Origin of the sequence: Lentzea albida (assembly GCF_900111005.1) — a bacterium.
Taxonomy (GTDB): Bacteria; Actinomycetota; Actinomycetes; order Mycobacteriales; family Pseudonocardiaceae; genus Lentzea; species Lentzea albida.
Map to the genome: position 1 here is coordinate 179,827 of NZ_FOFV01000003.1, position 25,291 is coordinate 205,117.

General features: G+C 70.2%; 28 protein-coding genes and 1 pseudogene. 14 read left to right on the forward strand and 15 right to left on the reverse strand.

Annotation, left to right across the window (positions count from 1 at the left end; all coding sequences use genetic code 11):
- Positions 1-171 precede the first annotated feature (171 nt).
- The 6 genes from BMY74_RS09860 to BMY74_RS09885 form a co-directional block, all read right to left on the reverse strand.
- On the reverse strand, positions 172-1,086 hold the full coding sequence (locus tag BMY74_RS09860; RefSeq protein WP_089913175.1) for an NHL repeat-containing protein: 915 nt from the start codon (positions 1,084-1,086) through the stop codon (positions 172-174).
- A gap of 102 nt (positions 1,087-1,188) precedes the next feature.
- A complete protein-coding gene (locus tag BMY74_RS09865; RefSeq protein WP_089913177.1) occupies positions 1,189-2,028 on the reverse strand; it encodes a helix-turn-helix domain-containing protein in 840 nt (279 codons plus the stop codon).
- Positions 2,029-2,139: 111 nt separating this feature from the next.
- A complete protein-coding gene (locus BMY74_RS09870; protein WP_089913180.1) occupies positions 2,140-2,874 on the reverse strand; it encodes a hypothetical protein in 735 nt (244 codons plus the stop codon).
- 48 nt (positions 2,875-2,922) lie between these two features.
- Complete coding sequence (locus BMY74_RS09875) at positions 2,923-3,246, reverse strand: hypothetical protein (RefSeq protein WP_143091511.1); 324 nt, start codon at positions 3,244-3,246, stop codon at positions 2,923-2,925.
- Between the two features lie 66 nt (positions 3,247-3,312).
- Complete coding sequence (locus BMY74_RS09880; protein ID WP_143091512.1) at positions 3,313-3,567, reverse strand: hypothetical protein; 255 nt, start codon at positions 3,565-3,567, stop codon at positions 3,313-3,315.
- 9 nt (positions 3,568-3,576) lie between these two features.
- The gene (locus tag BMY74_RS09885; protein ID WP_089913188.1) at positions 3,577-5,016 is read right to left on the reverse strand and encodes a PucR family transcriptional regulator; all 1,440 of its coding nucleotides are present in this window, start codon (positions 5,014-5,016) and stop codon (positions 3,577-3,579) included.
- 128 nt (positions 5,017-5,144) lie between these two features.
- Here BMY74_RS09885 and uraH point away from each other — a divergent pair, with 128 nt between their 5' ends.
- From uraH to BMY74_RS09930, 9 genes and pseudogenes are all read left to right on the forward strand, one after another.
- Positions 5,145-5,459 (forward strand): hydroxyisourate hydrolase, encoded by a 315-nt coding sequence (gene uraH, locus BMY74_RS09890; RefSeq protein ID WP_036015170.1) that lies wholly within the window; start codon positions 5,145-5,147, stop codon positions 5,457-5,459.
- A 2-nt stretch (positions 5,460-5,461) separates the two neighbouring features.
- Positions 5,462-6,322: an FAD binding domain-containing protein gene (locus BMY74_RS09895; RefSeq protein ID WP_089913191.1), complete on the forward strand. Its 861-nt coding sequence runs from the start codon at positions 5,462-5,464 to the stop codon at positions 6,320-6,322.
- Positions 6,313-6,774 (forward strand): (2Fe-2S)-binding protein, encoded by a 462-nt coding sequence (locus BMY74_RS09900; RefSeq protein WP_089913194.1) that lies wholly within the window; start codon positions 6,313-6,315, stop codon positions 6,772-6,774. The genes BMY74_RS09895 and BMY74_RS09900 overlap by 10 nt, the downstream gene beginning before the upstream one ends.
- Positions 6,771-8,123, forward strand: coding sequence for an 8-oxoguanine deaminase (locus BMY74_RS09905; RefSeq protein ID WP_089913197.1), 1,353 nt, complete (start codon positions 6,771-6,773; stop codon positions 8,121-8,123). Before BMY74_RS09900 ends, BMY74_RS09905 begins: the two co-directional genes overlap by 4 nt.
- Positions 8,120-10,306 carry a molybdopterin cofactor-binding domain-containing protein gene (locus BMY74_RS09910; protein WP_089913200.1) on the forward strand — a complete coding sequence of 729 codons (2,187 nt, stop codon included), beginning with the start codon at positions 8,120-8,122 and terminating at the stop codon, positions 10,304-10,306. Before BMY74_RS09905 ends, BMY74_RS09910 begins: the two co-directional genes overlap by 4 nt.
- Positions 10,307-10,325: 19 nt before the next feature.
- Positions 10,326-10,787 (forward strand): nucleoside deaminase, encoded by a 462-nt coding sequence (locus BMY74_RS09915; protein WP_177229662.1) that lies wholly within the window; start codon positions 10,326-10,328, stop codon positions 10,785-10,787.
- Between the two features lie 105 nt (positions 10,788-10,892).
- Positions 10,893-12,299 (forward strand): NCS2 family permease, encoded by a 1,407-nt coding sequence (locus BMY74_RS09920; RefSeq protein WP_089913205.1) that lies wholly within the window; start codon positions 10,893-10,895, stop codon positions 12,297-12,299.
- 57 nt (positions 12,300-12,356) lie between these two features.
- Positions 12,357-13,253 (forward strand): annotated as a pseudogene (locus BMY74_RS09925) (XdhC family protein); the annotation flags it as partial.
- A 43-nt stretch (positions 13,254-13,296) separates the two neighbouring features.
- Positions 13,297-13,653 carry an allophanate hydrolase-related protein gene (locus BMY74_RS09930; protein ID WP_425434825.1) on the forward strand — a complete coding sequence of 119 codons (357 nt, stop codon included), beginning with the start codon at positions 13,297-13,299 and terminating at the stop codon, positions 13,651-13,653.
- 135 nt (positions 13,654-13,788) lie between these two features.
- On the opposite strand, the gene BMY74_RS09935 is transcribed toward BMY74_RS09930, so the two are convergent.
- Positions 13,789-14,403: a TetR/AcrR family transcriptional regulator gene (locus tag BMY74_RS09935; RefSeq protein ID WP_089913213.1), complete on the reverse strand. Its 615-nt coding sequence runs from the start codon at positions 14,401-14,403 to the stop codon at positions 13,789-13,791.
- A gap of 89 nt (positions 14,404-14,492) precedes the next feature.
- Between BMY74_RS09935 and BMY74_RS09940 the strand changes: the two genes are divergently transcribed.
- From BMY74_RS09940 to BMY74_RS09950, 3 genes are all read left to right on the forward strand, one after another.
- Positions 14,493-15,356, forward strand: coding sequence for an SDR family oxidoreductase (locus BMY74_RS09940; RefSeq protein WP_089913215.1), 864 nt, complete (start codon positions 14,493-14,495; stop codon positions 15,354-15,356).
- 96 nt (positions 15,357-15,452) lie between these two features.
- The gene (locus BMY74_RS09945; protein WP_089913218.1) at positions 15,453-16,361 is read left to right on the forward strand and encodes a TIGR03619 family F420-dependent LLM class oxidoreductase; all 909 of its coding nucleotides are present in this window, start codon (positions 15,453-15,455) and stop codon (positions 16,359-16,361) included.
- Positions 16,362-16,404: 43 nt separating this feature from the next.
- A complete protein-coding gene (locus BMY74_RS09950) occupies positions 16,405-16,749 on the forward strand; it encodes a putative quinol monooxygenase (protein WP_177229663.1) in 345 nt (114 codons plus the stop codon).
- 42 nt (positions 16,750-16,791) lie between these two features.
- Here BMY74_RS09950 and BMY74_RS09955 read toward each other — a convergent pair whose 3' ends face one another.
- The 5 genes from BMY74_RS09955 to BMY74_RS09975 all read right to left on the reverse strand — a co-directional run bounded on the left by BMY74_RS09955 (position 16,792) and on the right by BMY74_RS09975 (position 21,040).
- Positions 16,792-17,415 carry a response regulator gene (locus tag BMY74_RS09955; RefSeq protein ID WP_089914214.1) on the reverse strand — a complete coding sequence of 208 codons (624 nt, stop codon included), beginning with the start codon at positions 17,413-17,415 and terminating at the stop codon, positions 16,792-16,794.
- 172 nt (positions 17,416-17,587) lie between these two features.
- On the reverse strand, positions 17,588-18,739 hold the full coding sequence (locus tag BMY74_RS09960) for a sensor histidine kinase (protein WP_089914217.1): 1,152 nt from the start codon (positions 18,737-18,739) through the stop codon (positions 17,588-17,590).
- A gap of 9 nt (positions 18,740-18,748) precedes the next feature.
- Positions 18,749-19,474: an ABC transporter permease gene (locus BMY74_RS09965; protein WP_089913224.1), complete on the reverse strand. Its 726-nt coding sequence runs from the start codon at positions 19,472-19,474 to the stop codon at positions 18,749-18,751.
- Complete coding sequence (locus BMY74_RS09970; RefSeq protein ID WP_089913227.1) at positions 19,458-20,351, reverse strand: ABC transporter ATP-binding protein; 894 nt, start codon at positions 20,349-20,351, stop codon at positions 19,458-19,460. Before BMY74_RS09970 ends, BMY74_RS09965 begins: the two co-directional genes overlap by 17 nt.
- 98 nt (positions 20,352-20,449) lie before the next feature.
- Entirely contained in the window at positions 20,450-21,040 is a 591-nt protein-coding gene (locus BMY74_RS09975) for a TetR/AcrR family transcriptional regulator (protein ID WP_089913231.1), read from the reverse strand.
- A gap of 80 nt (positions 21,041-21,120) precedes the next feature.
- On the opposite strand from BMY74_RS09975, the gene BMY74_RS09980 reads away from it, so the two are divergent.
- Positions 21,121-21,450 carry an antibiotic biosynthesis monooxygenase family protein gene (locus BMY74_RS09980; RefSeq protein ID WP_089913234.1) on the forward strand — a complete coding sequence of 110 codons (330 nt, stop codon included), beginning with the start codon at positions 21,121-21,123 and terminating at the stop codon, positions 21,448-21,450.
- Positions 21,451-21,487: 37 nt separating this feature from the next.
- On the opposite strand, the gene BMY74_RS09985 is transcribed toward BMY74_RS09980, so the two are convergent.
- Complete coding sequence (locus BMY74_RS09985) at positions 21,488-22,090, reverse strand: DUF305 domain-containing protein (RefSeq protein ID WP_089913237.1); 603 nt, start codon at positions 22,088-22,090, stop codon at positions 21,488-21,490.
- A 131-nt stretch (positions 22,091-22,221) separates the two neighbouring features.
- Here BMY74_RS09985 and BMY74_RS09990 point away from each other — a divergent pair, with 131 nt between their 5' ends.
- Entirely contained in the window at positions 22,222-23,664 is a 1,443-nt protein-coding gene (locus BMY74_RS09990) for an LVIVD repeat-containing protein (protein WP_425434826.1), read from the forward strand.
- A 16-nt stretch (positions 23,665-23,680) separates the two neighbouring features.
- Here BMY74_RS09990 and BMY74_RS09995 read toward each other — a convergent pair whose 3' ends face one another.
- Together BMY74_RS09995 and BMY74_RS10000 are read right to left on the reverse strand one after the other, a co-directional pair.
- Positions 23,681-24,841 (reverse strand): MFS transporter, encoded by a 1,161-nt coding sequence (locus tag BMY74_RS09995; RefSeq protein ID WP_089913242.1) that lies wholly within the window; start codon positions 24,839-24,841, stop codon positions 23,681-23,683.
- The gene (locus BMY74_RS10000; protein ID WP_218159589.1) at positions 24,842-25,249 is read right to left on the reverse strand and encodes a VOC family protein; all 408 of its coding nucleotides are present in this window, start codon (positions 25,247-25,249) and stop codon (positions 24,842-24,844) included.
- Positions 25,250-25,291 lie beyond the last annotated feature (42 nt).

The following is a 25,291-nucleotide window of genomic DNA, read 5'->3' on the forward strand; positions in this document are numbered from 1 at the left end:
CTCGGTCTCTCCTGTGTCCCACGGCTAGCGCTGCGGGTTACCTGAGTAACTCCTTTGGGTGGTTTCAGGTTACGGGGCAGGCTACCCAGTCGAGTGAGAGGAGCAACACCCGGTACAGGGGTTCTCACAAGGCAAGAACCCCCGTACGGGCTAGTTCGACCGTCTGTTTTCCTAGGGGCGCTCCACCGCCACGACGGTGTACGTCGTCTCCGGCGTGGGAGGCGTGCTGAACCGGGCATTCGGCAGGTAGAGGCGCTTGCCGAACGCCGCGACCGTCGTCGGCACGTCGAAGCGGGCATCCGTGCGTTCCGCCGCGAGCGTCGCGCCGTCACGGCTCAACGTGTAGCGCGCGACTTTGTTCAGCCTGTTTTGCACCACGTACAACTGACGCCCCTCACGCAACAGGCCGTCGCCATTGGTGAGTGTTTGACCGTTCAAATTGATCTCGGTCGATTCACCACTCCGGGGATCGATCCTGAACAACTTCCCGGTGTTGCTCTGCACGACGATCAGACCGCCGTCGAGCCCGGTGACGATCCCGTTCAGGTTCGTGGCGCCGGGGGTGACGACGAGATCACCCGTCACCGCGAGCGTGCGGTGCGGCTTGAGGCTCAGCGGCACCTCGTAGAGCACCGCCTTGCGCGAGTCGGTGAACCACGCCGACTTCTCGGTCAGCACCACGTCGTTGACGAACGTGTCCGCGGTCGCGAACTGGAACTTCGCCAGCAGCTTCCCGGAACGCGTGTCGTAGACCCGTGCGTCGCCGCCCGTCCCACCCGCGACCCACAGCCGCTTGCGGTCGTCGACCTTCAGGCCGAGCGACGGCGTCCCCGGCCCGGTGGCCAGCACCTCGCCGGTGCCGGTGCGCAGGTCCGCCGCGTAGATCGACCCGTCGGCCCGCGACCCGAAGTAGGCCGTCGTGCCGCTGATCGCGATGCCTTCCGGCTGCCACCCGTTGGGCAGGGAGAACTCCGTCGGGAACTGCTTGCCGCGGGACTGCTCTGACGCGCCTGCGGTGGCCGGCGCCGCGGCGGTGAGCGAGACGCCCAGGACCGCCACGAGCAGGACACCGAATCTGCGGTACATGCCGCCTCCTAATCGGATTGGGTGCGTCCCCGATCCTCGTCCAGAGGACGGCCGAACAGGAGTTTTCTCAGGATTCCGACATCTCCACAGGTCAGCGGCGCGTCACAGCTCGGCCGCGGCCTCGGCGACGAGTTCCAGCGACTCGCCCTCCCCCAGCGCCACCTCCCGCAGCCCGGCGAACCGCTGCGCGCACTGCTCGGTCATCCCCGGCTCCTCGACGTACTCGCCCTTCACGAACGTCTCGAGGTACGCCACGTCGTCGTGCTGCCGGTGCGCGAACCCGAGCAGCGTGAACGGCGACCCCATCGCCGGGTACGCGCCCGCGCCGCGCGGCACCACCCGCACGCTCACCGTCTCGTGCTCGCTCACCTCCATCAGGTGCAGCAGCTGCGCCTTCATCACCCGCGGCCCGCCGACCACCTGCCGCAGCACCGCCTCCGGGAACACCGCCTGCACCGTCAGCGGGTCCTTGTCCCGCAGGCGCGTGGCCCACGCCTCCCGCACCATCGCGAGCCGTGCCGTGCGCACCGGGTCGTCGGTCTGCATCACGGCGTCGGTGTAACCGGGGAGCTGGAACACCGCAGGGACGAGGTCGAGCGTGAACGCCCGCAGCACCGTCGCCTCGAACACCAGGTTCGCGAAGTCCGCCGCCGGGTCGAAGTTCACCGGGTGCCCGGCGCCCTTGCGCGCCCGTTCCGCGTGCTGCGCCCGTGCGACGACGGCCTGCCACTCCACGACCGGCACCTTGTAGACGTACCCGAGCGCCATGACGTCGACCGGCGCCGACGGCTGCACCGCGTTCTCCATCATGGACAGCTTGGCGCTGCTGAAGCCCACGCGCTGGCCCGCCTCGGTGAGGCTCAGCTCGCGCTCGGCGCGCCACCCGGCCAGCTGCCGCCCGATGGCGCGTTCGAGCGTCGTGGCCCGGAAATCCTTCGGCATGACGCGAAGGATAGGACCAATTCGGATCCCCGAAAGGGACGGGCGGTGTGGACAACCCTTTACTGGCAAGGAAGTTCGTTCACCGTGACGTGTTGCGTTAAACGCGCGAAGCTATTGATAGCGCATCGCGCGCGCATGGGCACGCACGAGGTCGTGGAACCGGAACGCGTCGTCTCCGACCTCGGTCAGCAACGACTTCTCCACCAGGTCGTCCAGCGCGTCTTCCACGTCGCACTCCGGTTCGCCCGCGATCGCCGCCGCCACGGGCACGCCGAACGCGCCGGGTTCCCACGCGCACAACCGGTAGAGCCGCGCCTGCCGTTCACCGAGCTCCACATAGGACAGATCGAGCAACGGCCCGAGCCGCCCGTCGTCGGGCAGCGGTCCCACGGCGATCTCCCGTGCTCCCGGGAGAGCGAGCCTCGACCGGCTCGTGACGAGCACGGTGCCCGACGCGGGCAGCAGCGGCGTCACCTGCTCGGCGGAGTCCGCGTTGTCCAGCAACAGGGTGAACTGCCGGCGCGTGACGAGGCCGCGGAAGACCGCCTGCTTGTCGGCGGGATCGGCGTCGAGCCCGAACGCCCGCAGCACGCGCCCCAGGTCGTGCGCCGCCAGGTCGACGTACAGCTGAGCCCCGGAACCTCTGTCCCGCAACCACTTCAACGCCAGCGCGGTCTTCCCCGCACCACTCGCGCCGTGCAGCACCGTCACCCCGGCCCGGATGCCCGCCAGCTCGGCGTCCCTGCCGACGAAGTGCCGCGGCGGCGCGGGCGGGCGGAACCGCGGCGGCACGTCGTCGCGCCCCCTGATGCCCCCGGTCGCGCCGGCCACCAGAACGTCCCTCATCCCGCACCTCCCCGAAACCTCGAAGTTACGGGCTTTCCCCGTCTTTCATCAGACGGCCATCGAGTGATCGCACGTGAGCGCGGCCCCGGTCCTCGACGTCGAGGACCGCACCTGCCGGCCGTTGACGATGATCTTGCACGTGAGCTCGCCGTGCACGCCCTCGAGCCGGACGACGACCCTGCCCTTGCGCTTGCCCATGCGCTCGAACGGCAGCTCGGGGTTGCGCAGGGTGCGTTCCTCCTCGCCGGGGAACGTGTAGGTGAGCCGGTCGGTCGTGCCCGTTCCCTCGACCACCACGCGGATGTTGGGCGCTGCCGCGCAACCGGCTGTTCCGGCCAGCAGCAGGCCCACGAGTAAGGCGGCGGTCTTCATGCCCCGAACGGTAGGAAGCGCGGGGGTGATCCGGCATCAGCCTGAAGGCCCAAGCGGTATCAGCCATCAGAGTGACAAGCCCTGATGCCGAAGGCACTCCTCGACCCTGATCCGCTCGACCTCGCGGTCCATCCCCTCGGGCAGGGCGCGCAACCGGTGCTCGACGCCCAGGGCCGTGCAGGCCTGCACGAGCAGCGCGTCGTAGGCCTGACGAGCACCGATCTTCTTGGCGGCCGACGCACCGGGCTCGAAGCACGCCCGTGCCCGCCGCACGCGACGAAGGTCGGCCGCGATTTGTTCGATCGGCCGATGTTCGGACACGGTGCCAAGCTACCCCGCCTGCAACGCGAGGAAGAGGTCCACGCGCGCCTCGAACTCCGCGAGGTCCGTACCGAGCAACTCCTCCACGCGACCGACCCGGTACCGCAACGTGTTGACGTGGACGTGCAGCTTGGCGGCCGCCGCCGTCCACGAGCCGGAGCAGTCCAGGAAGACCTTCAACGTGCCCACGAGGTCCGAGCCGTGCTCGGCGTCGTAGTCCAGCACCGGCCCGAGGAGCCGGCGACGCAACGACGTGCGCAACTCCTCCGGAACGCCCGCGAGCAGCAGTTGGTGCAGTGCGATCTCCTCGCCCGCCACCACACACGTGCGCCCGCCACGGCGCTCGCCCAGCCGACGCGCGTGCGTGGCCTCCTCCGCCGCACCGCGCAGGCCCCGGGACGTGACCGGTGAGCTGATGCCGACGAGCACGCGGGACGAGCCGAGGCCCGGTTCCATCACGCGCATCGCCTCGCGGAGGTCGTCGGGCATCGAGTCGCCGGCCTTACCGATCGCGTAGACGGTGTCGCCGACCGGGGTCACGAGAGCCTGCGGCAGGGCCTCCTCCAGCACTGCGGCGGCGAGGTCGGTGCGCTGGTCGGAGGTCACCGCGCTGATCACCCGCAGCCGGGCGCTCTCCAGACCGGCGGCCGCGAGCCGCGACTCCAGGTCGGCCGAGCCGTTCAGCACGGCGGAGACCAGGGGCGCGGCCGTGCGGTTCTCGATCTGGCGGCCCTGCGCTTCCCGGAGGCGTTCCAGTCCGACCAGGGACGCGAGCTCGGCGGCGGCCTCCTGCTGCACCGGGCCGCCGACGACGAGGACCCAGCTGGTGAGCCGGTTGCCGCCGCGCTCGGACACCGGCACGAGCGTGACGCCCCTGACCGTCTTCGGCAGCCGGTCGGCCTGCAGGAACTCCTTCACCAGCCCGATGCGGTCGGGCAGCTCACCGCCCGCGACGACCCGGCCGGCCGTGGACAGCACCCAGCACGACGCGCCCAGCTCGTGGCTGCCGGCGAGCAGCAGTGCGGGCAGGCCGGAGCCCTCCGCGACGACGTTGAGCAGACGGCGGTGGCGCGAGAGCCCGACCAGTTCCATCGAGACGCGTTCGGTGATCGTCGCGAACGAGAGGTCGACGGGCACTTCGAGCAACGGCACGTGGTGGCGAACGCAGGCGTCGACCAGGTCGGTGGGCAGCGCGCGGTCCTCGGTCTCCGACGCGGCCAGCCCGGCGACGCGGGCCGAGGCGAGCGAGCGGACGAACGTCTCGGAGTCCTGCGGGCCGTGGTGCCAGAGCAGGCCGGACAGCACGAGCTCCCCGCCGGACAGGTACCGGCTGGGGTCGGGCAGCTCCGTTCCGTACACGCGCGTGACCGTGCGGTCGAGCTGGTCCTCACCGGTGTGCAGGCTCAGGCGCAGTTCCGGCATCTGCAGCAACGTCCGCAGCAGCAACATGACAGGTCACTTTCGTCCATTCGTGTTTGTAGGAAAGCACAAATCCTCGTCATGCAGGGGCGTGGCGATTCATGTACTTCTGCCGTAGAGGAACACAGCCGTGTCTCTGTGTACTGGCTCACAACCAGATGGGAGGGCGAGTGACGATCTCCACGCACGTGCTGGACGCGGCGCGAGGCAGGCCGTTCGCGGGCATCGCCGTGTCGCTGCAGCGCCGCGACGGGACCGAGGTGGCGAACGCCGAGACGAACACCGACGGCCGGATCACCGGATGGGGTGAGGGCCTCGAAGCCGGGGTGTACCGGCTGGTGTTCGACACGGCCGAGGCGGCACCGTTCTTCCCCGAGGTCGTGCTCACGTTCGACTACTCCGATCCGGCGCAGCACTACCACGTGCCGCTGCTGCTCTCGCCGTTCGCCTACTCCACCTACCGAGGTAGCTGACGATGGACTTCCTTCGACCGGAAACGCTCGCCGAGGCGTTGGAGCTGAAGGCTTCGAGGCCGGACGCCGTGCCGATCGCCGGCGGCACGGACGTCATGGTGGAGCTGAACTACGACCACCGCAGGCCCTCCGCCCTGCTCGACCTGACGCGCGTTCCGGAGCTGCGGCAGTGGTCGGACGGGCTGCGGATCGGCGCGGGCGTGCCGTACGCGCGGATCATCACCGAGCTGGGCGAGCAGTTGCCGGGTCTCGCCATGGCCTCCCGCACGGTCGGGTCGCCGCAGATCCGCAACCGCGGCACGGTCGGCGGCAACCTCGGCGCCGCCTCCCCCGCGGGGGACACCCACCCGGTGCTGCTGGCGTCGGACGCGGTCATCGAGGTGGCCTCCACGCGCGGCACGCGGATGATCCCCGCCGCCGAGTTCTACCTGGGGGTGAAGCGGAACGCGCTGGAGCAGGACGAACTGATCGTGGCGGTCCACCTCACTCCTGCCAAGGGGCCACAGCAGTTCTCGAAGGTCGGCACGCGCAACGCCATGGTGATCGCGGTGTGCTCGTTCGGGATCTCGCTGTTCCCGCAGGAGAACCGCGTCGGTGCGGCGGTCGGGTCGGCCGCCCCGACGCCGCGGCGGGCCACCGAGGCCGAGGAGTTCCTGGCCTCGGCGCTGGACTTCCGCAACCCGGCGCCGTTGCTCGACTCGGTGAAGCGCGAGTTCGGCGAGCTGGTGTCGCGGGCCGCGTCGCCGATCGACGACGTGCGCGGGTCGGCCGCCTACCGCAAGCACGCCTTGGCAGTGATGGCACGCAGGACGCTGGGCTGGGCCTGGCAGGAACTTCTGGACGGGGAGCGGGCATGCGCGTGAACGTGACGGTCAACGGCGAGCAGCGCCAGGCCGACGACGTGTGGGAGGGCGAGTCGCTGCTGTTCGTGCTGCGCGAGCGGCTCGGGCTGCCCGGCTCGAAGAACGCCTGCGAGCAGGGCGAGTGCGGGTCGTGCACGGTGTACCTGGACGACGTGCCGGTGTGCGCGTGCCTGGTCGCGGCCGGGCAGGCGCAGGACCGCGAGGTGCGCACGGTCGAGGGGCTCGCCGACGGGGACGCGCTGGACCCCGTGCAGGAGGCGTTCGTCGAGGCGGGCGCGGTGCAGTGCGGTTTCTGCACTCCCGGTCTGGTCGTGCAGGCGCACGACCTGCTGGACCGCGTGCCGAACCCGTCGGACCCGGAGATCCGCGAGGCGCTCGCCGGGAACCTGTGCCGTTGCACCGGGTACGAGAAGATCCTGGACGCCGTGCGACTGGCGGCGTCGCGCCGATGATCGTCCTCGACCGCTGCGCGGTGTCCACCGTGGACCAGGCCGGGAGCGAGCACGCGTCCGGGCACGTCGTGATCGAGAACGGGCGGATCTCCTCCGTCAGTTCGGGTCCCGCACCCCGGCCCTCCGAGTCGCACACGTACGTCGACGCGTCGTCGTGCCTGGTCACGCCGGGGCTGATCAACACCCACCACCACCTCTACCAGTGGGCGACGCGCGGCCTCGCGACCGACGCCACGCTGTTCGAGTGGCTCACGACGCTGTACCCGGTGTGGCGCGGGCTGGACGACACCGTGACGCACGCGGCGGCGTCCGCCGGTCTTGCCCGGCTGGCGCTGACGGGGTGCACGCTGGCCGCCGACCACCACTACGTCTTCCCGTCCGGCGGCGGCGACGTGTTCGACGCGCTGGTGTCGGCGGGGCGGCGGATCGGCATCCGGCTGGAGGCGATCCGCGGGTCGATGGACCGCGGCGAGTCTTCCGGTGGCCTCCCGCCGGACAACCTGGTCGAGGACACCGAGGCCGCGCTGGTCGCGACCGAGCAGGCCATCGGCGACCACCACTCGACCGCGGACGACGCCCTGGTGCGCGTGGCCGTCGGGCCGTGCTCACCGTTCTCGGTGTCGAAGGAGCTGATGACCGGGGCCGCCTCGCTCGCCCGCCGGCACGGCGTCCGGCTGCACACGCACCTCGCCGAGACCCTCGACGAGGAGGAGCAGTGCCTCGCGGAGAACGGCTGCACGCCGACCGAGTACGCCGAGCAGCTCGGCTGGCTGGGCCCGGACGTGTGGCTCGCGCACACCGTGCACCTGAACTCCGGCGCGGTGAAGAGGCTGGGAGCGACCCGGACCGGGTCCGCGCACTGCCCCACGTCCAACGGGCGGCTGGGCACCGGGATCGCGCCGGTCCGCGACCTGCTCGACGCCGGCGCGCCCGTGGGACTCGGCGTCGACGGTGCCGCGTCCAATGAGGACGGTGGCCTGGTCGTCGAGCTGCGGTCGGCGCTCTACCAGGCACGGCAGCGCGGCGGTCCGGGTGCGCTGGACGCCCGCAAGGCGTTGTGGATGGGCACGATGGGCGGCGCGCAGGTGCTGGGCCGCGCGGACTCGCTCGGCTCGATCGAGCCAGGCAAGGTCGCCGACCTCGCCGTGTGGGACCTGTCCGGGATGAACTACGCGGGGATCGCGGACCCGGTGGCGGCACTCGTGCTGGGCACTCCCCCGCCGTTGAAGCTGTTGATCGTGGGCGGTGAGGTCGTGGTGCGGGACGGGGTCCTGCTCACCGCGTCCACCGACGACCTGGCGCGGGACCTCTCCGCCGCCAGCGCCAAGCTCCAGGAGGCTGCGCGATGACCCTCACTCCCGCCGAGCTCACGTCCGCGGTGTCGGGTGGCATCGGGACGTCACCGCAGCGCCCGGACGGCAACCTGAAGGTGCGCGGTGAGTTCGCCTACGCGTCCGACCTGTGGCACGAGGACATGATCTGGGGCGCGACCCTGCGGTCACCGCACCCGTACGCCCGCATCACGTCGGTGGACATCACCGAGGCGTTGAAGGTGCCGGGCGTGTACGCGGTGCTGACCCACTCGGACGTGCCCGGCCGCAACCTGTACGGGCTGGAGCACAAGGACCAGCCGGTGCTGGCCGTGGACGTCGTGCGCTACCAGGGCGAGCCGGTCGCGCTCGTCGGCGCCGACCACCCGGAGACCGCGCTGCGGGCGATGAAGAAGATCGTCGTGAGCTACGACGTGCTGGAACCCGTGGTGGACATGGAGACGGCGGCCGACGACACCCCGTTGCACCCCGGCGGGAACCTGGTCCGGCACGTGCCGATCCGCCGCGGTTCGCAGGATGTCACGGCCGACGTCGTGGTGACCGGGCGGTACGAGGTCGGCATGCAGGACCAGGCGTTCCTCGGGCCGGAGTCCGGGCTCGCGGTGCCCGCCACCGACGGGTCGGTGGACCTCTACATCGCGACGCAGTGGCTGCACGTCGACCGCGACCAGATCGCGGCGGCGCTGGGGCTGCCGCAGGAGCAGGTGCGGCTCACGCTGTCCGGTGTCGGCGGCGCGTTCGGTGGCCGCGAAGACCTGTCCATGCAGGTCCACGCCTGCCTGCTGGCACTGCACACCGGCAAGCCCGTGAAGATGGTCTACAACCGCGAAGAGTCGTTCTACGGGCACGTGCACCGGCACCCGGCCGTGCTGTACTACGAGCACGGCGCCGACCACACGGGCAAGCTCGTCTACGTCCGGACGAAGATGTACCTCGACGGTGGCGCGTACGCGTCGTCCACGCCCGCTGTGGTGGCCAACGCGGCGACGCTGGGCGTTGGTCCGTACGAGGTCGACAACGTCACGGTCGACGCGTACGGCGTCTACACGAACAACCCGCCGTGCGGCGCGATGCGCGGATTCGGTGCTGTGCAAGCGGGTTTCGCCTACGAGTCCCAAATGGACAAGCTGGCCGAGGCGCTGGGCATGTCGCCGGTCGACGTGCGGATCCGCAACGCGATGACCGAGGGCTCGGTGATGCCGACCGGCCAGGTCGTGGACTCGGCCGCGCCCGTCGCCCAGCTGCTGAAGCTGGTGCAGGACAAGCCGTTGCCCGCCGGCACGTCCACCGACATCCGGGAACTGCCCGGTGGCGTCTCGAACACCACGCACGGCGAAGGCGTGGTGCGGGGTGTCGGGTACGCGGTCGGCATCAAGAACATCTGCTTCTCCGAGGGCTACGACGACTACTCGACCGCCCGCGTCCGGGTCTCGATGGTCAACGGCGAACTGGCCGCCGCCGTGCACACCGCCGCGTGCGAGGTCGGCCAGGGCCTGGTGACGATCATGCAGCAGATCGTGCGCACCGAACTCGGCATCGAGCGCGTCACCGTGCTGCCGATGGACACCACGATCGGCAACGGCGGTTCGACCTCGGCCTCGCGCCAGACGTACGTGACCGGTGGCGCCGTGAAGGCCGCCTGCGCGCTGGTGAAGGCGCGTCTGGACGGTCGCACGGACATCGGTGACGAGGTCATCGACGAGGTCACCGAGTGGCGTCACCGCGCGACCGAGCCCATCGACCCCGAGACCGGGCAGGGCAACGCGCACGTGCAGTACGGGTTCGCCGCCCACCGCGCCGTCGTCGACGTGGACGTCGACCTCGGCCTGGTGCGCGTGGTGTCGCTGGACTGCGCCCAGGACGTGGGCCGCGCGCTGAACCCGCAGGCCGTGGTGGGCCAGATCCAGGGCGGTTCCGCCCAGGGCCTCGGCCTCGCGGTGATGGAGGAGATCCAGACCTCCGGCGGCAAGGTGCGCAACCCGTCCTTCACCGACTACCTCATCCCCACCGTGCTCGACATGCCGCCGATGAGCATCGACGTGCTCGAGCTCGCCGACCCCCACGCCCCGTACGGGATCCGCGGCGTCGGCGAACCGCCCACCATTTCGTCGACCCCGGCGATCGTGGCGGCGATCCGCGCGGCGACCGGCCTGGCGCTCACCCGCGTCCCGGTCCGCCCGGAACACCTCACCGGTACCTGAGTTTCTGGAGCTTCCTGCTGTGAACGCACATCTGCTCGCCACCATCGACCTCGCCACCCGGAACGTGGCCTCGGGAGGGGGCCCGTTCGGCGCGATGATCGTCCGCGACGGCGAGGTGATCGCCACCGGTGTGAACCAGGTGACGCCGTCGCTCGACCCCACCGCCCACGCCGAGGTCGTCGCGATCCGCGCGGCCTGCCAGGCCCTCGGTGACTTCAAACTGACCGGCTGCACGCTCATCTCGTCGTGCGAGCCGTGTCCCCTGTGCCTGTCCGCCGCGCTGTGGGCGCGGGTCGACAGGGTCGTCTACGCCGCCGACCGCCACGACGCGGCGGCGGCCGGGTTCGACGACCGGGAGTTCTACGAGCTGTTCAGCAAGTCGCGCGATGACTGGGCACTGCCCGTGCACCAGATCTCCACCGGCGAGGACAACGCCCCGTTCACAGCGTGGATGTCGCTCGCGACTCGAATCGACTACTAGGCCACAAGCCTCCCAAAACCGAACACAGTGCTGACCGGAGCTCGCATCGCTTAAACGCGTTCCGGCGTTGGAACGCGCCCACCGGCATGGGAAAGGCCGTCCTCCATGACCCAGTTACGGAGCCGACAACCGACGTCGGCCCTCGACCAGTTCTTCCGCATCACCGAACGTGGCAGCTCTTTGGGCCGTGAGGTGCGCGGGGGCATCACGACGTTCGTCGCGATGTCGTACATCGTGCTGCTGAACCCGTTGATCCTCGGCGCGTCCGCGGACATCACCGGCGCCAAGCTCACCGTCGCCGAGATCACCACAGCGACGGCGCTGGCCGCCGGCGTGATGACCGTCCTCATGGGACTCGTCGGCAACGCACCTCTCGCGATAGCGGCGGGTCTCGGCGTGAACGGCGTGGTGGCGTTCCAGATGGCGCCGGAGATGACGTGGGCGCAGGCCTTCGGTCTCGTGGTGCTCGAAGGCGTCTGCATCGTGGTCATGGCCGCCTCCGGAGTCCGCGAGCGGATCATCAACGCGATCCCGGAGCCGTTGAAGATCGCTATCACCGTGGGCATCGGGCTCTACATCGCCCTGGTGGGACTCGTCTCCGCCGGCTTCGTGACCCGCACGCCGGACGCGGCGGGATCGACCGTGCCGGTGCGCATGGGCGTCGACGGGCACCTCAGCGGGTGGCCGATCGCGGTCTTCTGCCTCGGTCTGCTGCTGATGATCGTGCTGCTGGCGCGGGGCGTGCCCGGTGCCGTGCTGATCAGCATCGTGGTGGCGACCGTCGTCGCGATCGTGGTGAACGCCGTGTTCGACGTGCAGGGCTGGGGTCTCGTGACGCCGTCGCTGCCCTCGTCCGTGGTGAGCTCGCCGGACTTCGGGTTGTTCGGACGCGTGGACCTGTTCGGCGGCTTCGTGTCGGCGGGCGTGATCGCGGCGACGATCTTCCTGTTCACGCTGGTGCTCTCCGGGTTCTTCGACGCCATGGGCACGATCACGTCGGTCGCCGACGAGGCGGGGCTGAAGAAGGACGGCAAGGTCGAGGGGATGGGCAGGATCCTCATGGTCGACGGCGCCGGCGCGATCGCCGGTGGCGTCACGGGGTCCGCCCCGAACACCGTGTTCCTGGAATCGGCCGCGGGCGTTGGCGAAGGCGCCCGGACCGGCCTGGCCTCGGTGGTGACCGGTGGACTGTTCCTGGTGGCACTGCTCTTCACGCCGCTCGCGACGGTCGTGCCCGCGCAGGCGGCGGCACCGGCGCTGGTGGTGATCGGCGGCCTGATGATGACCCAGATCCGCCGGATCCCCTGGCAGGACACGGACTTCACGATCCCCGTGTTCCTGACCGTGTCCATCATCCCGTTCACCTACTCGATCACCAACGGCATCGGCGCGGGCCTCGTGTCCTACGTCGTGCTGCGCATCTGCAAGGGCCGCTGGCCCGGCTGGCTGATGACCGGCCTAGCGCTGATGTTCGCCGTGTACTTCGGCGTCGACCTGATCAGCGGCAAGTGATCCGCGGGGCCCGGCCGGGCGGCCACCCGGCCGGGCCCCCTTCCTCGGGAGGGTTCGATGCGCGACCTGGCTTCGACTTTGCTGTCGTGGGACCGGTTCGCGGTCGCCTCGGTGGTGGCCGTGCGCGGCAGTGCGCCCCGCCCGGTCGGCGCCGCGATGGCCGTCGGCCCCTCCGGCGAGGTGATCGGCAGCGTGTCCGGCGGCTGCGTCGAGGGTGAGGTGTACGACCTGGCGTGCGAGGTGCTTGCCAGCGGTGTCCCCGCTCTGGCGTCGTTCGGCTACTCCGACGACACGGCGTTCGCGGTCGGCCTCACCTGCGGCGGTTCGCTGGACGTGCTGGTGCAGCGCGATTCTCTCCCGTTGCGCGCGGCCCTCTCAGCCTCTCTGGAGGGATTCCCGCTCTCGGTGCGCTTCGAGGCCGAGGGCCGCGTGTTCACCGACTCGTGGCTGCCGCCACCGCGCCTGCTGGTGTTCGGCGCCATCGACCACGCCGCCGCCGTCGCCGAGATGGGCCGTTTCCTCGGCTACCACGTGACCGTGTGCGACGCACGCCCCGTTTTCGCCACCTCCGAACGCTTTCCCGCCGCACACTCCGTCGTCGTCGACTGGCCGCACCGCTACCTCGCGTCCACCCGCACCGACCCGTCCACCGCCGTCGTGGTGCTGACCCACGACCCGAAGTTCGACGTCCCGGTCCTCGTCGAGGCCCTGTCCCGCCCGCTGGCGTTCGTCGGCGCGCTGGGCTCCCGTCGCACCCACGCCGAACGGCTGTCGCTCCTGCGTTCCGAGGGTGTGCCGGAGGCGTCACTGGCGCGACTGCGTTCCCCCATCGGTCTCGACCTGGGCGGCCGCAGCGCCGCCGAAACGGCCGTGTCGATCGCGGCCGAGCTCGTGGCCGTGCGCCACGACGGGTCCGGCCTCCCCCTGTCCTCGCTGTCCACGCCCATCCACCGAACCCTGGAGAGCCATGGCACTGATCTTCCTCAACGGCGGCGGCATGCGGGGCGGACCGCTGCACGCGCAACTGCAGGGCACGCCGATGGTGTGCCGGGCCCGCAGTGCGGCCAGGTACCGCTACTTCTCGGTGCGGGGGAAGTTCCCCGCGATGCACGAGTCGGGCTCGGCCTCGGTCGTGGGTGAGCTCTACGACCTGCCGCTGAAGGTCCTGCGGGACCACCTGGTCCCCGCGGAGCCCGCCGAACTGGAGATCGGTGTCATCGAACTGGAGGACGGCAGCGCCGCCCTGGCCACCGTCCTGCGGGACGCGATGGTCGACCCGTTGCTCCGATCGGGTGACATCCAGGACATCTCGTATCTGGGGGACTGGCGGGAGTTCCTTCATCGCGAGGGGTGAGGGAAGTGGCATCGGGGGGTGCCACAGGCAAGGGGGAGTTGCCGCAGGCGGCGGACCCGGTGCACGCACCGGGTCCGCCGCGGGGGATCGTCCAGCGTTCCCGCACGGCCGCCCGCGCGGATCGGGCCGGCACGGCTACGGCCGCGCCAGCTCCTCGACCACCCGGTCCACCTCCAGTGACGGGTCGGCGACCCGCGCCGCTCGCAACGCTCCCGCGAGCACGGTCATGAGCATCTCGACGACCACGTTCTCGTCGAACGGGTGCTCGCTCAGCAAGTAGTCGCGCGCCAGCTGGTCGGCCGCTGTCGTGTACATCCTCAGCACGGCCCGCACCGCCGGCCGGTCGAAGTCCAGGCCGAGGTTCTCGCACAGCTTCCGGTTGCCGTCGTCCCGCACCGCGTCGAACGGCTCCTCCGCGCCCCAGGGCTGCAGCAACAGGTTCAACGCCAGTTCGCGATGTGCCACGAGGTAGGACAGGTGGGCCGCGTGGGAGCGGCGGATCCGTTCGCCCAGCGGCACGTCCGGGTTGCTGACGTGCAGGTCCAGCACCTCGCGGCCGATGGCGCACAGCACCTCGCTGTAGAGCCCCTGCTTGCTGCCGAAGTGGTGGAACACCAGGCCGTGCGCGACACCGGCCGCGCGTGCGATGTCTGCTGCCTTGACGTCGTCGTACTTCGACGTGATGAACAGCTCTCGTGCCGCGGCCAGGACTTTCTCCCTGGTGGCAGCGGCGTTGGCGGCGCGGGTCATGCCTCCACGCTAACAGTTCATTGACTCGAAGTCAGTGAAGCTGTATCCATTGATTAAGAGTCACTGACTTTGAGTCAACGGAGGGGACCATGACCAAGACGCTGATCATCGGAGCGACGGGCACCGTGGGTGGGCTGGTGCTGGACGAGGCCGTGCGCCGAGGTGTGGATGTGCGCGCGTTGGTGCGCAACAAGGAGCGGGCGAACCTGCCCGACACGGTCGAACTCGTCGAAGGTGACCTGGCCGACCGCGAGGCCGTGAAGATCGCGCTGCGAGGCGTCGACTCGGCGTTCTACGTGTCGCCGCACGAGACCAACGAGATCGACATCGCGACGGTCTTCGGCGAGGAGGCGCAGCGGGCGGGCGCCCGCCTGGCGTTCGGCGGCTTCCACATCGAGGACGACGACGCGCGTGAGGCGGCCGGGCGCGCGATCCCCGCGTACGTCGGCAAGCTGCGGCTGGCCGCGTTCCTCGCGAGCACCGACACCCGGCCCGCGATGTTCAGCCTCACCAACTTCGACCAGAACGACGAGGTCTTCCGCGCCGACATCGAGGTCGGCGTCTTCCCGACGCCGCTGCACCCCGGCGGCGTCAACCGGATCGACCTGCGCGACGCGGCCGAGGTGATCACGAACGCGCTCACCGACGTCAGCTTCGCGCCCGGCTCCTACCAGCTCCTCGGGCCGGAGTCGTTGAACGGCGAGCAGTCGGCGCGGATCTGGGCCGAGGAGCTCGGTCGCGAGGTCCGCTACACCGGGGACGACCCGCAGTGGCGTGAGGCGTTCGCGAAGAGGCTGTCCGGCCAGAAACTCGTGGACTGGATCCGCAGCTTCGAGCTGCTCGGCTCGGCGGCCATCCCGACCGACCCGGCCGAGGTGGACACCATGACGAAGCTGCTCGGGCACGCGCCGCGCACGTTGCGCGACTACGTGCGCGACTCGGTGAACCGCTGACCTCAGGCCAATCGCGGCCTCGTGCGGATGACCGTCCGAAGTGGACGCCCCCGCAGGAGGCCGCTATCAGGTTCCGCGTCGATCCCAGGGAGTGATGTGAAGATCGGATTCACGCTGCCGCAAGCCGGGGGTGTCGCCTGGCAGGCGCCGCAGGTGGCGAGGTACGCGCGCGAAGTGGAACAGCTGGGAGCGGACAGCCTCTGGGTGATCGACCGGTTGCTGTCGCCGGTCGACCCCGCCATCGGCCACAACGGCGGCGAGAGGTTCCCGGACGAGTTCCGCGCGGTCCTGGACCCGTTCGTGCTGCTGAGCGTGGCCGCCACGGCCACGGAGCGAGTGCTGGTCGGCAGCAACGTCCTCAACGTGCCGTGGTACCCGCCCGCGCTGCTCGGTCGCATGCTCACCTCGCTCGACGTGCTCAGCGGGGGACGCCTGGTGCCGGGCTTCGGGGTCGGCTGGTCGCCGGACGAGTTCGAGGCGGTCAACGTGCCGATGTCCGAGCGCGGCTCCCGCCTGGACGAGACCCTCGACGTGCTCGACCAGTTGTGGACCGCCGATCCCGCCGAGTACCGGGGCGAACACTGGACACTGCCCGCCACCCGCGCCGCCCTGAAGCCGGTGCGCCGCCCGCCGGTCTACCTGGCGGCGTTCGCGCCCGCGTCCATGCGACGAGTCGCGAGCCGCGCCGACGGCTGGCTACCGGCGTTGGTACCGCCTCGTGCCACGGACATCCAGGCGGCGGTGAACGAACCCTGGGCGGTGATCCGCGGCATGGCGGCCGAAGCCGGCCGTGATCCGGACGAGTTGGACGTGATCCTGCGCATCTACCCGTCCGTCCGCTCCGCCACCGTCGTGCGGGAGGTGGCCGAGCTGATCAGGCGCGTGGAGGCGGAGTCCGAGGTCCGGCACGTCCTGGTGGACCTGATGTTCCTCGCCGACGACGTCGACCAGATGCTCGACCTGGCCGCCGGGATGCTGGCGAACGTGCGCGGACAGCAGAAGTGACCTGCGTGGCGCTGGAGCCACGCCGTTCTGGGAGGAAGAAGTCTTGAGCAACACCGACAACGGCGCTCTGGCGCCTGCCGAGTTCCTGTCCTCGACCGAGCCGGTCAGCGTCGTCGCCGTCGGCCGCCTGCGGCCGGGCTTCGAGCCCGACCACATCCACCGGCTGGCGAAGGAGGCCATCCCCGTGGTGCACGCGGAGAAGGGGTGCGAGCAGTACGTCGTCCACTCCGAACTCGACGACCCGCGCGTCTTCGTGTTCTACGAGCGCTGGTCGAACGGCTCGGACCTGCTCGGCCACCTGCGGAACCCCGACCTGCGGGAGTACTCCGACGCGTTCTTCAAGGCCCTCGAGTTCGAGCTGCGCTGGCTGCTGCCGCTGAGCGCCTGACGCGAGCTGTGAACCCGCACCCGGGGTCGAGGGGTCGCGGGTTCACCGACCGCCCGGCTTGAGCAGCCCGCGCTCGTACGCCACCGCGACGGCCGCCGCCCGGTCCGACACACCCAGCTTCGCGTAGACGTGCAGCAGGTGCGTCTTCACCGTCGCCTCGCTGATGAAGAGCGCCGCCGCCACCGCCCGGTTCGTCGTCCCCTTCGCCACCAGCGCGAGCACGTCGACCTCCCGGGCCGACAACGGTTCCGAGGCAGGTTCCCGCACCTGCCCCAGCAACCGCGTGGCCACCGCGGGCGACAACACCGCCTCCCCCGAGTGCGCCGCACGGATCGCGCGCTGCAACTCGTCGCGCGGCGTGTCCTTCAACAGGTACCCGGTGGCGCCCGCCTTGATGGCGGGCAACACGTCGCGGTCGGTGTCGTACGTGGTGAGCACCAGAACGCGGCACGGGTGGCCGCGCAGCCGTTCGATCGCGGACACGCCGTCCGAACCGGGCATGCGCAGGTCCATCAGGACCACGTCCGGCGAGACGGCCGTGACCACGGCGACGGCCTCGTCCCCGGACGCGGCCTCGCCGACGACCTCGAAGTCGCCGGTGGACAGCATGCCGCGCAGGCCGTCGCGGACGACCGGGTGGTCGTCGACGATCACGAGCCGGATCACGCCGCCACTCTCCCACCGCACACCACGCCACTCACGCCATCACTCCCCTGGTCCACACACGCTCCCACCGCTCACCAGCCGGGCCGGCCGCCGGACGCCACACCAGGTGCCGCCCGAAACGCCACCTCACTCCACACGCCGGCCGCCCCTCCCCAGCCAAGCCCCTCCCACCTCACGCGGGCACCCGCGCCGAGATCGCCGTCCCCGCCCCGGGCTCCGACTCCACGAACAACGCCCCCGACAGCCGGTGCACCCGATGCCTCATCGCGGGCAACCCGAACCCGTCGGACGGCCGCGCCAGGTCGAAGCCCACCCCGTCGTCCCGCACGTCCAGCGTCACCACGTCCTCCATGTAGGACAGCGTCAGTCCCACCCGCGACGCCGAGGCGTGCTTCGCCACGTTCGCCAGCGCCTCCTGGGCGGTGCGCAGCAGCGCGACCTCCACCTCCGGGTGCATCTCGCGCACGGCTCCGGTCAGCGTGACCGAGACCGGGACGCCGTTGTGCCTCGACCAGCCCGAGGCGACGTCGTCGAGTGCCTCGTGCAGCGCCGCCGAGTCAAGCGCCGGTGGGCGCAGGGCGTGCACGGAGCGGCGGGCCTCGGCCAGGTTCGACCGCGCCAGGTCGGTGGCCACGGCGACGCGGCGCTCCCAGTCCGAAGTGGACGCCGCGGACAGTTGCGTGATGATGCCCGCCAGGCCCTGGGCCAGCGTGTCGTGGATCTCGCCCGCCATGCGGTGGCGTTCGTCCTGCACGCCCGCCTCGTGCGCCTGCACCAGCAACTGGGCGTGGAGGCCCTCGTTCTCCTCCAGCAGTTCCTTGCGCATCCGGGACTGTTCGGTCGTCACGTGGCCCACGTACGTGAAGGTGCACGCCACCACCACGAACACGAGCATCAGCAACCAGAACGCCGCCGGGGCGTCGGACGGGTAGCCGCCGAACAACGACAGCGTCGCCAGGCCTGCCGTCAGCGCCACGACGAAGAACATCCAACGGCCGCGCAGGACCTCGCTCGCGTAGACGTAGACCGCGTACGACACCGCGCCGAACCAGTGCTCGCGCATGCCGAGCACCGCGTAGAACACCACCATGCCGGCGATGAACACCGCCATGAGGTCCGTGCGCCGGTGCCACGCGGGATGCAGCGTGAACCACCACATCATCCACACGAAGCCGAACGCCACGACGCCGTAGGTGAACCAGCGCTCCGGTGCGGACTGCGCGGTGAAGATCGAGTACAGCACCGTCGTCACGACCAGCACGAAGTACGGGATCACGTGGGCGATCGTGACGAGCCTGCGCTCCCACCTGTCCAACGCGGCCATGTCCACGAGCTACTCCCAGCGGAACGTCCTGGCCGCGACGGTACCCGCCACGAGGCCCACCAGTCCCATGATCGCGAGATGCCTCCAGTCCGGCGCGGTGCCGAGCCACGCCTGCTGCAGCGCCTCCACACCCGGAGGCGCGTACGAACCGATCGTCTGGATCGCCGTGGGCAGCATGAACCGCGGCAGGTACACGCCACCGAGGAACATCAGCAGCATGAACACCACCGTCGCCCAGCCACCGGCCGCCCGCGCGTTCGGGGCCAGGGCGGCGATCACCAGGCCCAGCGCGAACGTGCCCGCGCCTCCCAGCACCACGGCACACGCCAGGCCGAGGGGGTGGTGAGGCAGGTCGACGCCGAAAACGACGTACCCCACGACTACAAGGAGCAGCACCGACAAGATCACCGCGGCGAAGTTGACCACCATCTGACCGGCCAGCAGCCGCGCCGGGTGCATGGGTGTCGTCGACAGCCGCCGCAGCACGCCCTTCTCCCGGTACGACGCCACCACGGTCGGCACGCGCTGCAACCCGATGAACGCCAGCGTGAACACCACCAGCGCGGACATGTAGGTGTCGATGAACCGCTGACCGCCGAGCTCCGGCAAGGGCTCCCGCAACCCCGGAATCGCGCCCAGCACCAGCAGCAGCACCGACGGGAACAGCACCGCGAACAACGAGTTCAGCCGGTCGCGCAGGAACAAGCGCGCCTCGATCTCAACGATCCGCACCATCACGACCCCCGGTGAGTTCGACGTAGGCGTCGTCCAGCGAGACCTGGTCGACGCGGAGCTGCCGCGCCACGACCTGCCGCCGCGCGAGCAGGGACGTCACGGCGTGCAGCAGGTTCTCCGACCCGCTGACCACGAGCTGCTCCCCCACCGCGGACACCGACGTGACTTCGGGCAACGCCTCCAGCAACGCCACGTCCAGCGGCTCCGACGGCACGAACCGCACCCGCGTCGCACCGTCCACACGCGACACCAGAGCGGAAGGCGTGTCGAGCGCGACGATCCGCCCCGCGCGGAACACCGCCACCCGGTCGCAGAGCCGTTCGGCCTCCTCCATGAAGTGCGTGACCAGCAGGATCGTCACGCCGGCCGCCCGCACGTCCTCGATCACCGACCACGTGTCGCGCCGCGCCTGCGGATCGAGCCCCGTCGTCAGCTCGTCGAGGACGGCGACGCGAGGCGAGCCGACCAGTGCCAGCGCGATCGCCAGTCGTTGCTTCAAGCCGCCGGACAGCTGCCCGAACTCCGCCTTCAGGTGCGAGGTGAGCCCCAGCCGCGCGGACCAGTCGGCTGGCGACGGGTAGAACGACGAGAACAACGCCAGCGCCTCGCCGACCCGCATCCGTTCCGGCAGTTCGGAAGCCTGCAGCTGCACACCGATCGACGCCCGCACGTCGGCAGGCCGCTCCCCCAGCACCGCGACGCTCCCGGAGTCGGGCTTCCGCAGCCCCGACACGCACTCGACCGTCGTCGTCTTGCCGGCCCCGTTGGGCCCCAGCACGCCGAAGATCTCCCCCTCGGCCACCTCGAACGACACGGAGTCCACCGCCACGCGGGGCCCGTACCTCTTCCCGAGGTCGCGCACTTCGATGATCGCCATGCCACCAGCCTCGGCGACCGGGGCGCGGAGATCATCGAACGACGAGTCCGACCGGGATCAACCGATCGGTTGATGCCACCGGTCATCCGCGGCGGCGCTCAGCCGATGGGCTTGTCCAGCCCGTGCACCACCTGGTCGAGCAACGTCGCGATGACCGCCTCGTTGTGCTCGTTGCGGCCCGGCGTGATCATCCGCGACGTCGCCTCGACCATCGCGTGCACCAGCATCGCCCGCAACGCCGCGCGCTCCACGCCGGCGGTCTTGAACACCCCGACGAGCGGCGCCAACAACCGTTCGTGCTCGGCCCGGATCTGCTCGCGCGACGAGTCCGGCAGCGCGTGCGCGGACAACGCGACCACCGCCCCGTGGCTGCCGTCGGTGATGATCGCGAGCTCGGTGCGCAGGTACGCCTCGATCTTCTCCGGCACGGAAGAGGCGCTGTTGACCGCGTCCTCCAGCTTGTCCGCCCACTCCGGCAGCGCGTCCGACACGATCGCGGCGACCAGTTCCTCACGCGAGCGGAAGTACTCGTAGAGGCTCGGCCGCGACAGCCCGACGCGTCTGGCGAGCGACGCGAGCGTCAGCGCCTCCGCCCCCTCGGAGGACACGATCTCCCGCCCGGCGTCCAGCAGGGCGCGCAACCGGTTGGCGCGGTGCTCCGCGACGGTGTCTGCGCTGATCCTCGGCACATCGGGATCGTATCGCGCTTGATTTCCCGACGGGGAGTTGGAATAGTTCCCGACAGAGCGTCGGAATCAAGGAGGGCTCCATGTTCATCGCCACGAACCGGCTGTTCGTGCCCGCCGAGAGGGCGGAGGAGTTCGAGGCCCACTTCCGCGACAACATGCGCACCTACCTGCCCGGCGTTCCCGGCCTCCTGCGCAGCACGCTGCTCAAGCCGACGAAGGACGACCAGCCGTACGTGTCGGTCAACGAGTTCGAGACCGAGGAGCACTTCCGCGACTGGGTGGCCTCCGACTCGTTCCGCGAGGCGCACAAGCGCAACCGCGGCATCGCCCGGCACGTCACGGGCAACGCCGTCGAGACCTTCGAACACGCCGAGGACCTGGTCCTGCCCCGGCAGCGCGTCGAGCAGTAGCGAGCCCCGGCAGCGCGTCGAGCAGTAGCGAGCCCCGTCAGAGCTCGGCGAGCAGCTTCCTCATCCGCTTGATCTCGTCGTCCTGGGTGGCGACCACGTCGTCGGCCATCTCCTCGACCTGGACGTTGGACCCGGCGGCGCGCACGTCCGTCGCCATCTTGATCGCACCCTCGTGGTGCTTGATCATCAGCTCCAGGAACATCCGGTCGAAGTCCTTGCCGCGCGCGGCACCCAGGGCGTTCAGCTGGTCCTGCGTCGCCATGCCCGGCATCGACGAGTGGTCGCCGTGCGTGCCGATGGCGTTGAAGGTGCGCTGCCACTGCTTCATGGCGCCGATCTCGGGCTCCTGGCTGAACCGGATGCGGTCGGCCAGGCCCTTCACCGTCTCGTTCTCCGCGCGGTCGGGGGCGAACCGCGTCATCGCGAGCGCCTGCTCGTGGTGGGCGATCATCATCGCCACGTACTCGCGGTCGGCGTCGTTGGGCGGCGGCGTGACCCTGGCGCTCACGTCGCCGGGCGCGACCACGGACGCCGTGCCGCCGGGGGTGTCCGGCGCGATGACGGGTGCGGCGGGCGGCTCCGACGTACAGCCTGCCAGCAGGGCGGATGCCGCGACGATGACGAGAACCCCAGAACGCATGCTCCGGACAATACCCTCCGAAAGACGCTGGCCTTTAGCAAGGCGAAAGGGTCATACTCCCCCTCACCAACCCGTACTGAGGGGGTAAAGCTGTGTCTTCAAGCGCAACGGCCCGGCGTCGCAGAGCGCCGTTGGCGGTTCTGGGGGCGCTCGCGCTGACGCTGTCGACGGTGACCGCGCCCGCGTACGCCGAGCCCGATCTCCCCGCTGACGGCAAGGGCCTCACCGAGGCCCAGCTCGAGGCGCGGGCGGACGGGGCCACCGGCCTCCCCGGTGTCGACGAGATCAGCCGCAGCCGCAACATGGTCCCGGTCGCCCACCTGGACAAGCAGGCTCCGCTGAGCTCGACGCAGACCGACATCGCGTTCCAGGACAACTACGCGTTCGTCGGCAACTACGACGGCTTCGTCATCTACGACGTCCGCAACCCGAAGAAGCCGACGATCAAGTCGCAGGTCCTCTGCCCGGGCTCGCAGAACGACATCTCGGTGTACGGGAACCTGCTGTTCCTGTCGACCGACTCGTCGCGCAGCGACAACTCGTGCAGCAGCGTCTCCCAGCCCGCGACGATCAAGGAGTCGTGGGAGGGCATCAAGGTCTTCGACATCAGCGACAAGGCCGCGCCGAAGTACGTCGCCGCCGTCGAGACCGCCTGCGGTTCGCACACCCACACGATGGTGCCGAGCAAGAACAAGAAGGACGTGTACCTCTACGTCTCTTCCTACTCGCCGAACGCCACGTTCCCGGACTGCCAGCCGCCGCACGACAAGATCTCGATCGTCAAGGTGCCGGTGAAGAACCCGGCCGCGGCCTCGCTGCTCAAGGCCCCGGTCCTCTTCCCGGACGGCGGCAACCCCGGCCAGCCCGGCACCATCGAGACCGGCTACACCTCGGCCACCTCGGGCTGCCACGACATCACCGTCTACCCGCAGCTCGACCTCGCAGCCGGCGCGTGCATGGGTGACGGCGTGCTGTGGGACATCTCCGACCGGGAGAACCTGGTCGAGATCAACCGGGTCCAGGACGACGCGCACTTCGCGTTCTGGCACTCCGCGACGTTCAACAACAGCGGCACCAAGGTCGTCTTCACCGACGAGCTCGGTGGCGGTGGCGCCGCGACGTGCAACGAGAAGATCGGCCCGAACCGCGGTGCCAACGGCATCTACGACATCGTGGGCAAGGGCAAGAACCGCAAGCTGGTCTTCAAGTCGTACTACAAGATCCCGCGCATGCAGACCGACTCGGAGAACTGCGTCGCGCACAACGGATCGCTGATCCCGGTGCCCGGCAAGGACATCATGGTGCAGTCCTGGTACCAGGGCGGCATCTCGGTGTGGGACTTCACCAACTCGTCCAAGCCGCGTGAGATCGGCTTCTTCGAGCGCGGCCCGATGCCGAACCTCGCCGGTGGTGGCACCTGGTCCACCTACTGGTACAACGGCTACATCTACTCCTCGGAGATGGGTCGCGGCTTCGACGTCATCGACATGCGCGACCCGCGCACGTTCGTCGCGAAGCTCTTCCGCACGAACGAGCTGAACGTGCAGACCCAGGGCAACTTCTACCGCGGGTAGTGGTTTCCCACCCAGATCAGCGCGGCTGCCGTCGTTCGGCAGCCGCGCTGACTGCTGTCAGGACCAGGGTGACCGCCACACCGCCGAAGACGGCCCACACCGGGTTGCCGGCGTCCATCGCCCACGCGGCGACGACGGCCGTGAGCCCGTAGCCCGCGCCCGTCACCGCGTACATCATCGAGAACCCGGCCGCGTGAGCGCCGATCGGAAGCCGTTCGCGCAACGCCAGGCTGCGCGTCACCAGCACACCGGACTGGAACAACCCGGCGGCGAGCAACGCGCCCGCGATGCCCGGCAGGTTCGGGAACAACGCCAGCGCGCCGACGCACGTCGCCGTGACGACGAGCAGCACCAGCCCCTGCGTGCGGAACGTCCCCGGCCACGGCCGCAGCCCGTACAGCACCGCGCCCAGCGCGCTGCACGCCGCGAAACCCATGAGCAGCGGTCCGATCCAGCCGATCCCGATCCCGCGGTGCTCCAGCAACGCGGGCAGCACCAGCTCCGCGACCGCCAGCTGCGCCAGCGCGGCCGCGCTCACCAGGTAGATCGGCCAGGCCGACGCGACGACACGGGGTTTCGCCGTGCCGGACCGGGAGGTCACGTGCCCGCGCGGCAGGATGAACACGAGCCACGCCGCCACGACGATCAACGACACGGACACCACGACGGGCGCCCGGTGGTCGACGCTCAGCGCCAGCACCGTGACGAGCGCGGGCGCCACCGCCCACACCACCTGCGTGATCATGGCGTCGAAGCCCATCGCCTTGGGCACCAGGGCGTCCGGCACCAGGCCGAGCAGCATCGCCCGCAGCCCACCCGGCGTCGTCGACGGCCCGGCCCCCGCGACGAACGCCGCGATAGCCAGCACCGTCACGTTCTGCGTCAGCGCGAGCGTCGTGAACGCCGCCGCCCCGACCACCAGCCCGATCGACAGCTGCCCGCGCATCCGCGACGGGTCGAGGAAGAGCCCGAGCAGCGCCGCGCCGAGCACCTCGCCCAGCACGTAGACGGCGACCAGCGACGCGGCCAGCACGTACCCGCCGGGCAGGCCACGCGTCAGGAACACCATCATCAGCGGCGTCATCGACATCGGCAGCTTCGCGGCGACCGTCACCACGGCACACGCCAGCACGTCCCGGTTCGCGAGGTCGCGGTACCCGGCAGCGGAGATCGTCATCTATTCGCCCAGCTCCTGGAACAACGTCAGCTGCAACCCGGCAGGCGCTCGCAGCCGCGCGTTCAGCGAGTTCCACGGCGTGCGCGTCGGCTCGGCGACGACCTCGGCCCCGGCGGCTTCGAGCCTGCGGGTCGTCCCCTCGGAGTCCGTCACCTCGAACGCCACCCTGATGTGCCCGGCGACGCGCTTGCCGACCTCGACGGAGTCGATGAACTCGGCGTGCGGCGGGTCGGTGATCTCGAGCGTGGCCCGGCCCGCCTCGAGGATCGTGACCCGCCCGCCGTCGGACGCGAACGCCGCCCGTTGCTCGAGCCCCAGCACGTCTCGGTAGAAACGCAGGGCTTCGTCGTAGTCGTCGGCGGTGACGACCAGGCGGAGTTCACGGACACCGGTCATGGTGACGATCATTTCACTCCTCGTGTCAGAACGAGGAGAAGACGCGAAAGTGCC